Annotated in this window: 15 protein-coding genes; 2 read left to right on the top strand and 13 right to left on the bottom strand. The window is 32.3% G+C overall.

Features of this window, described 5'->3' with window-relative positions:
* Positions 1-796: 796 nt before the first annotated feature.
* The 11 genes from atpG to ACEN92_RS14815 all read right to left on the bottom strand — a co-directional run bounded on the left by atpG (position 797) and on the right by ACEN92_RS14815 (position 12051).
* Complete coding sequence (atpG, locus tag ACEN92_RS14865; RefSeq protein WP_495639131.1) at positions 797-1657, bottom strand: ATP synthase F1 subunit gamma; 861 nt, start codon at positions 1655-1657, stop codon at positions 797-799.
* 86 nt (positions 1658-1743) lie between these two features.
* Entirely contained in the window at positions 1744-3321 is a 1578-nt protein-coding gene (gene atpA, locus ACEN92_RS14860) for a F0F1 ATP synthase subunit alpha (protein WP_495639130.1), read from the bottom strand.
* Positions 3322-3359: 38 nt separating this feature from the next.
* On the bottom strand, positions 3360-3893 hold the full coding sequence (atpH, locus tag ACEN92_RS14855) for an ATP synthase F1 subunit delta (RefSeq protein ID WP_495639129.1): 534 nt from the start codon (positions 3891-3893) through the stop codon (positions 3360-3362).
* A gap of 4 nt (positions 3894-3897) precedes the next feature.
* The gene (locus ACEN92_RS14850) at positions 3898-4398 is read right to left on the bottom strand and encodes a F0F1 ATP synthase subunit B (RefSeq protein WP_007808446.1); all 501 of its coding nucleotides are present in this window, start codon (positions 4396-4398) and stop codon (positions 3898-3900) included.
* A 128-nt stretch (positions 4399-4526) separates the two neighbouring features.
* Positions 4527-4718, bottom strand: coding sequence for an ATP synthase F0 subunit C (atpE, locus tag ACEN92_RS14845; protein ID WP_077374818.1), 192 nt, complete (start codon positions 4716-4718; stop codon positions 4527-4529).
* A gap of 30 nt (positions 4719-4748) precedes the next feature.
* Entirely contained in the window at positions 4749-5909 is a 1161-nt protein-coding gene (gene atpB, locus ACEN92_RS14840; RefSeq protein WP_495639128.1) for a F0F1 ATP synthase subunit A, read from the bottom strand.
* 566 nt (positions 5910-6475) lie between these two features.
* Positions 6476-6703 carry an AtpZ/AtpI family protein gene (locus ACEN92_RS14835; protein WP_495639127.1) on the bottom strand — a complete coding sequence of 76 codons (228 nt, stop codon included), beginning with the start codon at positions 6701-6703 and terminating at the stop codon, positions 6476-6478.
* Positions 6669-7079, bottom strand: a complete 411-nt coding sequence (locus ACEN92_RS14830; RefSeq protein ID WP_495639126.1) for a bactofilin family protein — start codon at positions 7077-7079, stop codon at positions 6669-6671. The genes ACEN92_RS14835 and ACEN92_RS14830 overlap by 35 nt, the downstream gene beginning before the upstream one ends.
* A 4-nt stretch (positions 7080-7083) precedes the next feature.
* Positions 7084-9705: a type IX secretion system periplasmic lipoprotein PorW/SprE gene (gene porW / locus ACEN92_RS14825; RefSeq protein ID WP_495639125.1), complete on the bottom strand. Its 2622-nt coding sequence runs from the start codon at positions 9703-9705 to the stop codon at positions 7084-7086.
* Between the two features lie 88 nt (positions 9706-9793).
* Positions 9794-10489 (bottom strand): ABC transporter ATP-binding protein, encoded by a 696-nt coding sequence (locus ACEN92_RS14820; RefSeq protein WP_495639124.1) that lies wholly within the window; start codon positions 10487-10489, stop codon positions 9794-9796.
* A gap of 101 nt (positions 10490-10590) precedes the next feature.
* Positions 10591-12051, bottom strand: coding sequence for a DUF5687 family protein (locus ACEN92_RS14815; protein WP_495639123.1), 1461 nt, complete (start codon positions 12049-12051; stop codon positions 10591-10593).
* A 127-nt stretch (positions 12052-12178) separates the two neighbouring features.
* Here ACEN92_RS14815 and ACEN92_RS14810 point away from each other — a divergent pair, with 127 nt between their 5' ends.
* Both ACEN92_RS14810 and ACEN92_RS14805 read left to right on the top strand, forming a co-directional pair.
* The gene (locus tag ACEN92_RS14810) at positions 12179-13231 is read left to right on the top strand and encodes a 2Fe-2S iron-sulfur cluster-binding protein (RefSeq protein WP_495639122.1); all 1053 of its coding nucleotides are present in this window, start codon (positions 12179-12181) and stop codon (positions 13229-13231) included.
* Between the two features lie 320 nt (positions 13232-13551).
* The gene (locus tag ACEN92_RS14805; protein WP_495639121.1) at positions 13552-13950 is read left to right on the top strand and encodes a hypothetical protein; all 399 of its coding nucleotides are present in this window, start codon (positions 13552-13554) and stop codon (positions 13948-13950) included.
* Between the two features lie 13 nt (positions 13951-13963).
* Here ACEN92_RS14805 and ACEN92_RS14800 read toward each other — a convergent pair whose 3' ends face one another.
* A complete protein-coding gene (locus tag ACEN92_RS14800) occupies positions 13964-14959 on the bottom strand; it encodes a glycosyltransferase family 9 protein (RefSeq protein WP_495642354.1) in 996 nt (331 codons plus the stop codon).
* A 42-nt stretch (positions 14960-15001) separates the two neighbouring features.
* A complete protein-coding gene (locus ACEN92_RS14795; RefSeq protein ID WP_495639120.1) occupies positions 15002-15607 on the bottom strand; it encodes a DUF4254 domain-containing protein in 606 nt (201 codons plus the stop codon).
* Positions 15608-15622 lie beyond the last annotated feature (15 nt).

Below are 15622 nucleotides of genomic sequence, written 5' to 3'. Positions count from 1 at the left end.
TTAAAGATTTTAAAATAAATTAAAAATCACTAAATGTGGGTATTGTAGCTTTCATAATATAATCCAATATTTGTAATATATAAAACGGATAATTTCTTTTATAAAAAAATTGTAATAAATACGGGATTGATTCAGCTAAGATGTAACCCTTAAAAAAACAAAGCACTGGGACTGATAAAGCTAGTTTGTTCCCATAAAAAACAAAGCAAAGGGATTGATCAGCTGTGGGTAACCCTTAAAAAAACAGAGCCGGAAAATTTAGCTATTTGTACCATAAGACAAAGCAAGGGATTAACAGCTGTAGTAACCCTCAAAAAACAGAGCAAGGAAGATTTAGCTAATTGTACCATAAAACAAAGCAAGGGATTGATTCAGCTGTAGTAACCCTCAAAAAAACAGAGCACCGGGACTAATAAAGCTAGTTTGTTCCCATAAAAAACAAAGCAAAGGGATTGATTCAGCTGTGAGTGACCCTCAAAAAAACAGAGCCGGGAAAATTTAGCTATTTGTACCCTAAAAACAAAGCAAGGGATTGATTGAGCTGTGACAACCCTTATAAATAAAAAGAGCCTTGGGATTATAAAGCTAGTTTGTTCCCATAAAAACAAAGCAAAACGAATTAGAAATAATCCGTTAAAACGAATGTGTAAAATGGAATTGATTCTTGGGAAAACAATTTCTCAGGAATCACCATTTTAACATTTAATAGTAAATCCAATAGTATAACTAAACTTATATAAAACAAAAGAGCCGACATAAATTTATGTCGGCTCTTTGTTTATCTCAAAATATTTATTTACCCGTTCAAAGCTTCTGCTCCACCAACGATCTCTAAGATTTCATTAGTAATAGCTGCCTGGCGTGCTTTATTATAAGTCAATTTTAATTGGTTTCTTAATTCAGTTGCATTGTCAGTTGCTTTATGCATTGCTGTCATACGTGCTCCATGTTCTGAAGCAAATGAATCACGAATTCCTTTATACAATTGTGTTTTTAATGATTTTGGAATCAAAGTCAGCACAATTTCTTCTTTTGAAGGTTCAAAAATATAATCACCTGTAGAAACCGGCATATCAGATTTAATTGGAGCCAAAGGTAAAAATTGTTCCGTTTGAACGATTTGAGTCGCAGCATTTTTAAACTGATTATAAATCAATTCAATTCTGTCGTACTCACCTGATAAGAATTTTTCAGTCAAATTATCAGCAATTTCTCCAACATTCTCAAAAGTCAAATGATCAAAAATTGAATTATGATGACCGTGAACTTTATGCGTTTTAGCCAAAACATCATTTCCTTTTTTTCCAATAGGAAAAACATCAACTTGTTTTCCAGCGTAAAACTGAGTACGGTTTTTAATTTCTTTAATAACATTTGAATTGAATGCACCACATAAACCTCTGTTTGAAGTTATAGCAACAAGCAATACTTTTTTTACTTCACGTTGTGTCGTGTAATCACCACCTACTTCACCTTCAAGTGTAGCAGAAAGATTTTGTAATAACTCCGTTAATTTCTCGGCATAAGGGCGCATTGCAGTGATTGCATCTTGTGCTTTCTTAAGCTTTGCAGCAGAAACCATTTTCATAGCCGATGTAATTTGCATCGTCGATGAAACGGAAGTAATTCTATTACGGATTTCCTTTAAATTTGCCATTTTATTATAGTTGTTGGTTGTTGGTTATTGGTTGATAGTCTATTGGATAATTCCAACAACAATCAACCAACAACGATCAACTAAAATTAATTATATTTTGCTGAGATTTCTTTTGCTGCTTTTTCGATAACATCAGTAATGTTGTCATCTAATTTACCTGCTTTCAAAGCATTAAGAGTATCTTTATGTTTACTGTTTAAGTAAGCTAAGAAATCAGCTTCAAATTCTTTTACTTTATTTACAGGAACACTTTTCAATAAGTTTTTAGAACCAGCGTAAATAATAGCTACTTGATTTTCTACTGTATAAGGATCGTTCAACCCTTGTTTTAAGATTTCAACGTTTCTTTTTCCTTTTTCAATTACATTTAAAGTAACTGAATCCAGGTCAGAACCAAATTTAGCGAAAGCTTCTAATTCACGGAATTGAGCCTGGTCTAATTTTAAAGTTCCTGAAACTTTTTTCATTGATTTAATCTGAGCATTACCCCCAACACGAGATACAGAAATACCTACGTTGATCGCAGGACGAACTCCAGAGTTGAACAAATCTCCGTCAAGGAAAATCTGACCATCTGTAATCGAAATTACGTTTGTTGGAATATATGCAGAAACGTCACCAGCCTGAGTTTCAATAATTGGCAAAGCAGTTAATGAACCACCACCTTTTACAATAGGCTTAATTGAATCCGGTAAATCGTTCATGTTTTTAGCAATTCCATCATCAGCAATTACTTTACAAGCACGCTCTAATAAACGAGAGTGTAAGTAGAAAACGTCTCCAGGATATGCTTCACGTCCCGGTGGTCTTCTTAATAAAAGAGAAACCTCACGGTAAGCAACAGCTTGTTTAGATAAATCATCATACACAATAAGTGCAGGACGACCTGAATCTCTAAAATATTCTCCAATTGCAGCACCTGCGAAAGGAGCATAAACTTGCATTGGAGCTGGGTCAGAAGCATTTGCTGCAACAATAACCGTATAAGCCATTGCTCCTTTTTCTTCTAACATTTTAGCGATTCCTGCTACAGTTGAAGCTTTTTGTCCAATTGCAACATATATACAGAATACAGGTTTTCCTGCATCATAAAATTCTTTTTGATTTAAGATGGTATCAAGACAAACAGTTGATTTACCTGTTTGACGGTCACCAATTACAAGCTCACGTTGTCCACGACCAACCGGAATCATAGCATCTACTGCTTTTACTCCTGTTTGTAATGGCTCGGTTACTGGCTGACGGAAGATAACACCAGGTGCTTTTCTTTCTAATGGCATCTCATATAAGTCACCACCGATTGGCCCTTTTCCATCAATTGGAAAACCAAGAGTGTTTACTACACGACCTACCATTTGCTCACCTACTTTAAGAGAAGCGATACGTTGTGTTCTTTTTGCTGTTGATCCTTCTTTGATTCCTGTTGATGGTCCTAAAAGTACCACACCAACATTGTCTTCTTCAAGGTTTAATACAATAGCTTCAAGTCCGTTATCAAATTCAACCAACTCACCATATTGTACGTTAGATAGCCCGTAAACACGAGCAATACCATCTCCAACTTGAAGTACTGTTCCTACTTCCTCCAGCGTAGCACCAGATTCAAAACCTTCTACTTGCTTTCTTAATATTGCTGAAATTTCAGCAGGTTTGATTTCCGCCATCTTAATTTATAATTTAGACACTTTTATGTGTGATAAAACTAATTACTTAACTCTCTTTTTAATATTTGTAATCTGTTTGCAACAGAAGCATTATATTGCTTATCGCCTATTCTCAAAATAAACCCTCCAATAATTGAAGCATCTACTATATTCTCTATTGTTATTTTCTTATCTGACAAGGTTGCAATTTTAGCCAAAACTTTAGCCTCTAAAGCAGCATCCATTGGGATTGCTGTCGTAACTTTTGCTACTTCAATTCCATTACCTTCATCAAATACTTTACTGTATTCTACTGCAATTGCATCTAGAATTTCGAATCTTTTGTTTTCGAATAATAAATGAAATAAACCTTTGGTTACACCATTTACATTTGCAAAAACTTCTAAAAGAGCACTTTCTTTAACCTCAACTTTTGTAGTTGGGTTTTGAATAAAAGCACCTAACTCTGCATTTGCACTGATTGTTGAAGCAATCGATTTCATATCGCTATTTACTGCTTCGGCAACACCTTTAGAGTTTGCTAAGTCCAGAATTGCTTTTGCATAACGAATTGCTGCTCTTGTACTTGCCATAATTTTAATTTAACTTTACGTCACCTAACATTTTCTCAACCAATTTAGTTTGAGCTTCTTTGTTAGATAATTCCTCTTTCAACAATTTCTCTGCAATGCTTAATGATAAAGTAGAAACTTGTGATTTCAATTCAGCCATAGCTGCATTTTTTTCACTTTCGATAGCCGCTTTAGCCTGCTCGATCATTTTCTGACCTTGTGCCTGTGCTTCGTTTTTAGAATCAGTAATCATTTTCTCTTTCATCTCACGAGCTTCTTTTAGCATCGCGTCACGCTCAGCACGTGCTTCATTCAGAATTCTTTGATTGTCTGCTTGTAAATTTTGCATTTCCTGTCTTGCATTTTCAGCAGAAAGCAATGCATTTTTAATTCCTTCTTCTCTCTCATTTACTGCATCAAGAATAGGCTTCCAAGCGAATTTTTTTAATAAAAATATCAATCCAACAAATATTAATATTTGCCAAAAGAACAATCCGAATTCAAACTGATTTATTAACTTATCCATTATATATATAATTATAAATTTTAAATTATGCTTTTTTAAAATTGCTTACGAAAAATGCAATTTTTAATGTTTTAATTTTAAAACAATAGTTACAACCAACCGTTGCAACTATTGTCTTTAGTTTTTAATTAAGCAGCGAATAACGCAGCGAAACCAATACCTTCAATAAGTGCAGCTGCAATAAGCATAGCTGTTTGGATTTTTCCTGAAGCTTCTGGTTGACGAGCAATAGCGTCCATTGCTGAACCACCAATTCTACCAATACCTAAACCTGCTCCGATTACAATTAATCCTGCTCCTACAATAGTTGGAATTTGCATAATATATATATTAAAAATTAAACATTCAAATTAAACGTGTGCCTCTTCATGCCCATGTTCCTGCACCGCAGAACCAAAATAAAGAGCCGATAACATAGTGAAAATATATGCTTGTAAAAAAGCTACCAATATTTCAAGAATAGAAAGTACAAAAGATAGTCCGAAAGACAAACTGCTTCCTAACCAGCTTTTGAAGATAAACATCAAACCAATGATACTCATCAATACAATATGCCCAGCAAAAATATTCGCATACAAACGAATCATTAATGAAAAAGGTTTGATAAAAATTCCTAACAATTCAATTGGAGCCAAAACAATTCGCATCAATTTAGGTACTCCCGGCATCCAGAAAATATGTCCCCAATAATCTTTGTTTGCTGTAAGGTTAGTTATTAAGAAAGTTAATATTGCCAAAGCAAATGTAATAGTAACATTACCAGTAGCATTAATTCCCAGCGGAGTTAATCCGAAGAGATTTAAAAACAAAACAAAGAAAAAGATGGTCAATAAATAACTCATATATTTTTTGTAATGCTTCACTCCGATGTTAGGAATCGCAATTTCATCACGGACATAAAGTACGATTGGTTCAAAAATTCTTCCGGCTCCGGTAGCAATTCCACCGTTTTTCGCATAAGATCTTGCCAAACTGCTAAACAACCAAAACATTAACAACGCAGCTGCAATTATAGAAACTACTGTTTTTGTTATTGAAAAATCTAATGGACGAACATTTGTCGGATGACCTGTTTTTTCATCTTCAGTAAGGGTACCTGAAGAATCTGTTTTGTATATTTTACCATCATGGTGATTAATCTTGTAATAGCTTCCATTAGATTCTGCCACAGCATGACCGTGTTCAAATTTTGAAGAAGAAAATACATGCAATCCATTGTCCCAGATAATAACCGGTAAAGAAAAACCATAATACTTTCCTGTTACATCATCCTGTGTAAAAGTAAAGTCATGCGAATCTAAAACGTGATGTTTTTTAAACGCATTTATTTTAGATTTCACATCTGTTGGCTCGGCATGTGCCCCTTCGTGATGGCCTTCTGGAACTGCTTCATGCGTTACTTCTGTTTGTACCTTTGTTGAATCCGTTTCTGGATTTCCAAAACTCATTATAGGAAGACACGCAACAAAAGTTGCTAATATAAATCTAAGTGGTTTGTTTGAAATCACCATATCTGTTGAATATCTTAATTTTTTACGTTTCTAAATTTTGGTGCAAAGGTACATTTTTTATTAATATTCAAAAGGATATGAAAAATTATTTTTGAACCTTGTTTTACAGAATCCTTATTTTAACGCTTTTCATTTAATAATCGGGCAGTTAAAAGCGTTTCAAACAACAAAAATAAAATAAAAGTTATGAAAAAATTCGTTTTCTCTATTGTTGTGTTTTGGAGTTTATTTTGTAGGATGGGTCTCAAAACTAAATAACAAAATAACATTTGGAAACTTGTTCCTAAAAGAAATGCCATCCCTATATTATCAAAACTCTTTTGTTTAACTATTATTAAAACAATGAAAAGCACACTGGCTATCGCAACGAATAACAAATATAAAATTTCTAAATTATAATGAAAATTCTTACTGTTTATTTTAAAAATATAAAACACCAGTTTATGGAGTGCATAAAAAATAGCCGACAAAATAAATAAATTGTATAATAGTTTGTAATTTTTTAAATTCATCATAAACAGTTATTTGCTACAAAGGTGCAATTTATTTATTCGTGTTGTATTAAATTACTTTGATTTGTTAATTTCGTTTACCTGACGAATTACATTATATAATGCAATTATGACACCCACCATAACCAAAATCTTATTGTAATACACTTTTGGACTAGGATGGTTTTCATCTAACCAACTCCCGGCATAAGAAAACAAAAAAATAATGACTCCCATTTGTATCGGAATATTAATGAGAGCTATCCATTTATTCCTTTGATTTTTGTTCGGTTCCTTTTCCATCTTTAATCGTTACTTCGTTAGCTTTTGTTAACATCGTACAAGTAGCTGTAAAATTAGCTCCGGGTTCTATTGAAAGTTTTCCAACCAATACTTCGCCATGAATTTGTGCTGTTGCCTTTATATTAAGAACTTCCAGAACTTTTATTTTGCCTTGAAATTCACCTTCAATATCAGCATTATTACAGACAATTTCGCCTTTTATAACACCTGATGCCCCAATGACCAGTTTTCCCTGGGACGTAAAATTTCCTATCAATTCACCATCAAGCCTAAAATCGGCTTTAGAAACAATATCTCCAATAATTGAGGTACCTTCAACGATCCTATTCGTTTTTCCTAAAAGTTCTGTTCCGTTTTTTTTAACTTTATCAAACATTATATTATGGGTTTTTTGGGGCTAAATATGTTTGAAGATTTTTCTTCATTTGAACTATCTTATAATTCTCACTGGATATAATAATAGCAGGATTAGTAATTTTATACTTTTTATCATCTCTAAAAACGCCTGCAAGATCTTTAGCGTAAGCTTCTGTTTTTATACCATGAATAACAAAAAAACTTTCGGTTTTATTGTATCTGTCAAAAGAAGTTGTTAATCTTTCAAAATTTTCAACCAACATAAAAACCTTAATTGCTTCTTCAATTTTTTTAGCCGTTTTAGTATCATTATTAGGAACCGGATATAAAATTTTCCAGTTTTTCCCATCAACAGTAGTAAAATCAAGTTTTTCTAAGCCCGGAATTTGTTTTTCCAAAATTTCACGGGCATTTTTACCTTCCTCGCTATTTGGGTAATTATCTTCCACGTTTTCCAGACCTTTTTTATAAGCTTCCAAACCATCTGATTTTGCCAAAGTATTTGCCTTTAGCAATTCAAATTTAGAAACAATCTCATCACCTGAATATTGGTTAATCAAATTATCAATATTTTCTAAAACAACGTCAAACTGTTCTTCCTTATATAATTTATACCATTTTTTATATTCCTCTTCGGGCGATAAATTACCATTTTCAGGATTTGTATTGTTTAAAATCTGGGCATATCGTGAATTTGGATATGTTGACGAAATATCTGCTTTTATCGCCTCCGCTTTTGAAGGATTTGTAATTTGATATATTTTATACAAATTATACTTAGATGGCAAAATCCATTTTTCTTCAGGATTATTACGAAGCAATTGTTCAAATTTACCGCTTGCCAAATCATATTCTTTAAACTTCTCCTTATAAATCAAACCTAACTGATAGTACGCAAAATTTCGTTCTTTACCAATACTGTCCATTTCAGATTGAGTGGTTGGAAGTTGTTTTTCGTAAAATGCAGTTGTGTACTTTTCTATAACAATTGAATCCTTCAGCGTATTTATTGAATCCTGTTTCATGCTAATTGAATCTGTCAATGCCAAATCTGCATTTGACCTTGCAGACGATAATCTCCAGTTTCCTGTTAACGGTCTGTTTCCCCACATTTTTTTAAACTGCAATTTTCCGTATGCAACTGTAGATGGATTATAAAAATAGAAAGCACTTGCAACATCATTTGCGGTTGGCGGATTAAAATTTCCAGTGGTATTCATTGGAGGATTATTTCCTTGTGACTGAGGATTTACAGCTACCGGACCACTATCTGAGTTTGTATTTTGCTCAATATTAGCTAATCTTTCCTTTTCTTTTTCTTCTAAAATTCGTTTAGCTTCGTCTTTCTTTTTTAATTCTGCAATATAATTTTCAAAATATGTTTTTCTTTCAGGATCAGACAAACCCTTTACTTTAATTATACTATCGTTGCGTTTTGCAATTCCTTCGTATTTGATGACATTGTCTAAGTTTTTTCTGTTTTTTTCAATAAAAACAAACTCTCTCGTTTTAGGGTTTAATTTTGTCAGCGTACTGTCATAATATTTGGCGGCCATAGTATAATCAGTATCCTTAAAATACATGTTTCCTATATTTCGATAAGCCGAAGCCACTAAATAAGAATCTTTGGATTTCCTTCCTAAAGATTTGTTGTAGAATTTTAAAGCATTTTCCTTTTCTTTCTTTTTATCATAAAAGACACCCATTTCATAAAAAAGCACATCATAATAAGGTCTGTTTTCGCGATCCTTAACCAGTTTATTATATGTCTTTAAGAATAGTGTATCATTACCATTTTCATAATCAAACATTTGTGCCTTTTTGGCAAATGCCTGCATCATATATTTTCTGTCGGCTTTTCGATTCATATCGATTACTCCGTCATAAAAATAGTTTGCACTGTCTTTTTTTTCGGCCTCTTGGTACATTTGTCCCAAAATGAAACGGTATCTTGCTTTATCTTCATTTATCCTGGAAAAATTCTCAGCAATTTTTAGTCTGGTAATGGCACTGTCTTTTTCTTCTAAATTTAAAAACGCTTCCGCCAGCAATGCATTTGCATCCGAAAATGTTTGCTTATCTAAATCCGTATTTTTTAATAAAAGCTTGATATTTTTTATCACAATTGCGTCGTTTCCTAAACGCATATTCGTTTTTTCACGCCAAATTTTAGCAGTATAAATATTACTGCTATTTGGGTATTTGTATAAAATATAGTTGAATGCCTCGAGAGCGGGAATAAAACGCTGGTCATAATACCGCGCTTTTCCCAGCATCAAATAGGCTTCATCCATTTGGGTATTTTTCTCTCTTCCCCCAATATTCATGGAATGTTTCTGAATCGCTTTTGTTGCCTTGGTTTCTGCTAATTCAAAACCGGCATTTTTGGTTTTTTCCTGCTCTGCAAAATTTTCATCTACCTGCATTTTTTCAATTGGCAGTATTTTCCAAAAATTATCCTGATCGTTTGCTTTAATAGCCGTTAGACCTTTGTCCAAACCTATTCCGCCATTGTACAAAATATTATATTTTGTGCTTAAAGCATGTGAATTTCTAGACAAAAAAGTGTTTTTTTTGGTAGAACAGGCTATCAAAAAAAATAAAAACAAAAATGGAAAGCTATATTTCAGCGTATTCTTTTTCAATAGAAAAGAGTTTAAATCAATTAACTTCTAAAAAGGATTTTTAGTATAATGACTGGTAAAAATACGGTTCTTTTTGAAATATAGAAACTTATACTGCAAAAAACAATTCCAGTTCTCGGAGCGTTTCTGCTGAAGTCTGAATATCCTTTACTACTTCTCCTTTGTTTAAAGCTACAATCCGATCACAAACTTCTACAGTATGCTGTAAATCGTGACTGGAAACCAAAACTGTAACATTTGGATTTTCAGCTAATTCTTTAATTATTTTTTTCAATCGGCTTACTGTTGTTGGATCCAGATTCGCAAAAGGCTCATCTAAAATAATCACTTCAGGGTTGCCAATAAGGGTAGCAATTATACCTACTTTTTTTTGGTTTCCTTTAGATAAATCACGTAAATATTTTTTGTTGTTCAAAATTTCTCCATTAAAAAACTCTTCATGCTGGGCTAATAAAGAATCAATATCTGCTTTGTTTTGATGACGTAAATCTCCAATGAAATAAAAATATTCTTCGGGAGTCAAATATCCGATAAGGAAACTTTCATCTAAAAATGAACCTGTAAAAGATTTCCAGTTTTCATTTAAATTTACCTGAATATCATTGTTTTTAATACTTCCTATCGAAGGTTGTATCAAATCTAATAACAAACTGAAAAAAGTAGTCTTCCCCGCACCGTTATTTCCCACCAATCCAAAACTTTGTCCTTTTGGAATTTCAAGATTGTTAATGTTTAAAACGGTTGTTCCGTTATATATTTTTGAAAGTTGATTTACTTGTATCATGGTAATTTTAGATTTTAGATTGTTGATTTTAGATTAAAAAATCTACTCTTTATTTTTTTGATATTTGATTTCAGTCAGATAAAAATTATCTCATTTTCTAATTATTTCTTTTGTTTGTAGGCCAGAATTGTGCTGTACTTCTCAATTTTATATCTTTTTTCGATTAAGGAAAAAACCGTATTTCTAAAGACAAAACCTAAAACTCCGGCTCCTGCAACCAACAATAATCCAATGGTTTTATTTCCTAAATAAAGTCCTGCGCCATACAAGGCCACAGGCAATAATAATTTCGGCAGGGTCAATAGCATGGCATTTATATTAAATGCTTTTTTATCTCCAAAAGCGCCGCTGGCATTGCTTAAATCGATTGGTGTTTTGGTAAATGCACCTCCCAAAAGCACCAGATGAGAGTTGACCCCGATGTTATAAATTGCTCCAACTATGATAGTAAGATAAACTTCCAATCCATAAAAAAGATAAAATGATGCCAATATTGTCGAAATAAAAGTGGCAATAACAACCAGCCACCATTTTGAAGTTATATATCCTCGATAAGGAATATTTTGTGTCATCATCAGTTGATAATAGGAACTATCCCAACTTGGAACAAACTGTCCGAAGACAAATAAAAACCCTCCTGAAACAAATATTCCTGCAAAAATATGCATGATCTCAGGCTGATGTTTGTTTCCGAAAAAAATAAGTCCGTAAAACAAAAAGAGAAAACTCAGTAAAATAGTTGTTTTTGATCTTTTGTTTCTTTTGATTAATTTGATGTCGTTTTTAAGAAATGTTCCTAAAGTTCCGAACTGGTTAAGCCAGGAAAGATTTTCGGTTGTAGCGATATCATCTTTTTTCGAAAGTCCGGCATCCAAAAACAAATTGTTTTTGAAATATTTAAATGTAAATCCATACAGGCCAATTAGTCCTAAAACAGGAATCAAAAATAATATCCCTGAAGTATATAACCCCTGGAAAAAAAGTGACGTAAACTTTGTAATATCAAAAAAATGATAATATTGTGCTGCTCCTAAAGCCAGTATCAATCCAATAAAAACAACAAATAATTTGTCAATATTACTTAAAATAATATTCAGAAAATTGTTGATGTATATTAATGAAAAAATAGCCAAATGCCAAAAAAACACCCCTGTAATGCTATATCCTTCAAACAGCAATACAATTGAAAAAGGCAGAAAGAAAAGTGCATGTGCCCAATTAAAAAAAGACAAAATTGTTTTTCCCAGAGAAAAATGAACAATTGTTGGCTTTTTAAAAGGTAAAACCAATAATGGTTTAATATTAAGTACCGGAATGGCCTGCATTAATAAACGAATAACTAAATCGAATAAGAAATAATAAATCAAAAATTTATTGATTGTTGCCAAAGGTTCTAAATTCATTTTCTTCAGGATGTAAAATGCTCCCACTCCCATTCCGATAAAAATGATAGAAAAATAGGCCATTAAAAAACCTATCAAAATTTTCATCGCCAGATTTGCACCAAAAGAAGCAGATCTGGTAAAGGCTTTCCACTCAAGATAAATAAACTTTTTAATCATGGTTGTTTGGTTTTCAGTTTTATAGTAAGAGATCAAATGTAAGTAAACGTTACAAAAAAATTAAAAAAAATAATTTAGTACCTGTGATTTAATTGCCGTTTGCTACTTTTGCATAAAATATCATATTATGCCTTCATTCTTAAAACTTATAATTAAAGAGGTAAAACGTGAAACTACTGATGCCGTTTCAATCCTTTTTAATGTTCCTGAAGAACTAAAATCAGATTATAAATTTATTGCCGGACAATACATAAATTTAAAATTAACCCTTGACAATCAAGAAATACGACGCGCTTATTCTATTTGCTCTGCACCAGAAAGCGGTGATTTGCGAATTGCTGTAAAAGCGGTCAAAAATGGTTTGTTTTCTCAGTTTGCCAATACCAAACTTAAAGCCGGAGATGTTCTGGAAGTAGGTCACCCGGAAGGAAAATTTACTTTTGAACCTGAAACTGAAAGACAACGAAATTATGCTGCTTTTGTAGCAGGAAGCGGAATCACTCCTGTACTTTCAATCTTAAAGTCAGTTTTAAAAAGTGAACCAAAAAGTTCATTTGTACTGGTTTATGGAAATAAAACTCCGGAAGAAACTATTTTTCATCAGGAATTACACGATTTGCAATTGAAATATGTTGGTCGTTTTTTCGTGCATTATGTATACAGTCAGGCTAAAGCCGAAAATGCATTATTTGGCAGAATAGACAAATCTGCAGTCAATTTTGTATTAAATAACAAACACAAAGAATTGCAATTTGATAAATTTTATTTGTGTGGTCCGGAAGAAATGATCAATACCGTTTCCGGAATATTAAAAGAGAAAAACGTAAAAGAATCAGCTATTAAGTTTGAGCTTTTTACTTCTTCTTCTCAGGAACATGAAATAAAAACTTCACTGGAAGGACATTCAAAAATTACTGTTTTGGTTGATGATGACGAAGTTTCTTTTGAAATGTCTCAAAAACAAACCATATTGGATGCTGCTCTAAAACAAGGAATCGATGCTCCTTATTCCTGTCAGGGCGGAATTTGCAGCAGCTGTTTGGCACGTGTAACTTCTGGAAGTGCCGAAATGACTAAAAATTCTATTTTAACAGATAAAGAAATTGCTTCCGGTTTAATTTTAACATGCCAGGCGCATCCAACTTCAGAATCTATTTATATTGATTATGATGATGTATAGAAGTTAAATTCAGAAAAATATAAAATCCCAAACTCCAACTCTTAAATTGGGATTTGGGATTTTTTTATATCGAATTTGAAAAGATATATTATGTGAAGGATAAGACGAGAAAATTTGTAATTATTTTGATGAGCTAAGATGATTACTTGGTTAAATTCTTCTGAGTAATAAACAAAAAACTATATAGAATTTTAAATATTTTTTAAAATATGTGCTAAAAATTTACTATATTAGTCTATAATTAAGCTGTTACATCATTCTTTATCTTAAATAAATTTGTAAAGCTATTCCAATTGTCAACACTTATAACATCAGATATTATGGCAATGCATCACTACCTTCGTCTCTCTTTTATATTACTTTTTGTAATAACTTCTATTTTTTGTATCTACTTTATAGTTAAAAAAACAAGAAACAAAAAAAATCCTAAACTACTTTCAAATGAAAAATATGGTTCATCAATGTTCGAGGGAATGGCAGAAATATCAATCTCTAATGATAGTTTTTTTAATATTTGGCCCTATATAAGTGAATTAAAAGCGGCTAAAATTTTATCAAATAAAGTTAAAGAATCTGAATTGATACATAAAGTTTATAGAAATTCGACCGAAGATTTTGAACACATTTTACTAGCTACTGAAAAAGAAAATCATTTTGTTGAAATTGTCGTTGACAGAAACAAAAAGAAAGCAATGGGATATCTTTTTCTTGATTTATGAGAAAATGATTTAACTATATTTTTTCAATAATCTTCTCCGTAGAAATTGTTCTCATCGCATCCTCATAACCTTCAACAATTTTATTTCCATAAACAGATGTTGGCAGTTTTGGATATTGATTTCTATCTGAAGTTAAAGCGTTTTCTAAATTTTGATTAAATGGCAAAAATCCTGCGTATGGATGTGTAGCGCCCCAAAGCGTAATCACTTTTACACCCAGCATAGCCGCAATATGTGCATTACCGGAATCCATAGAAAGCATCACATCAAGGTTACTGATTAATTGCAATTCCTGTTGAAATTTTATTTTTCCAGCCATATTGATTACATTTTCAAATGGTTTCGAAAGTGAATCCAGAATTTCAATTTCTTTTTTTCCGCCTCCAAAAAGTAAAATTGTCTGGCTTTTATTTTCAGCCAGTTTTGCAATTACTTCCTGCATTAAATCTAATGGATAAACTTTAGAATCATATTGAGCAAAAGGCGCAATTCCTATTAGTTTTTGACTTTTATTTCCAATAATTTCTAAAATGTCAGAATTCAATTTAGTCTTTTCAGGAAATGTTGGATTTGACAAATCCAAAGGAAAGCCTAATTCTTCAAACACTTTTGCATGTCTTTGAAACATCGTTGGCAATTGTCTGAAAATTTTGTTTTCGGCTCTTGTTAGTTCTTTTTTGCCTTCACGGCCTTTGTCAACTGTAGCCCTTTTTTTTCCGTTCAAAGCGAAAAGTAAGCTAACGATTTTAGATCTCAAAACATTATGAAGGTCGGCAAAGGCATCTATTTTACGTTTTTTAACGTCCTTATATAATCGTAAAAGCCCCAGAAAACCTTTGTGACGTTCTTTTTCATCAAACGCAAAAAAATCAAGATTTGGAATTCCTTCAAAAAATGGTTTAAAAAAAGAACGTGAAATTACCGTTAATCTAACTTCAGGATACTGTTTTACGAAAGCGCGTAAAACAGGAACCGTCATGGCGACATCTCCCATTGCAGAGAGTCGCATGACGGCAATATGTTTAATAGTTTTTGACAATTTTGCTGCCAACTATTTTTTATTTTGGTATAAAACCGGATTTAATTCATCGTCATTATACATTTTCATTTGTTTGTATACTTTCATGAATTTATCTCCATTTTCGATATCGGTAAGCAAATCTTCAATTGCTGTAGACAAGTCACTTCTTTGTTCCAAAAGAATATTTAGCTTTTCCTGGCATTTATTTCTGTGTTCCTGTGAAGCCTCTGCGCGATTAGCTTCTTCATGCATATGATAAATTTTTAATGCCAAAATTGATAGTCTGTCAAAAGCCCATGCAGGGCTTTCAGAGTTGATTTTTGCACCATCTTTTACCTTTACATTACTATATTTTTGTAAAAAATAGCTATCAATATATTCTACCATATCAGTACGTTCCTGATTAGATGCATCAATTTTTCTTTTTAGGGTTAACGCTGCAACAGGATCAATCTGCGGATCACGAATAATGTCTTCATAATGCCATTGAACTGTGTCTATCCAGTTTTTTAAATATAATAAATGTTCGAATTTATCTTTTGGAAATGGATTGTTTATCGGCTGATCAACGCTGTCAAATTGATGATAATCTTTGATGCTTTGCTCGAAAACAGAATATGCTAATTTTGAAAACATGTCTTTATTTTTTAG

The organism is Flavobacterium sp. Flavsp81 (assembly GCF_059491325.1).
Note: the sequence above shows the minus strand (reverse complement) of the source record. Positions and strands in the feature narration are given on the sequence as shown.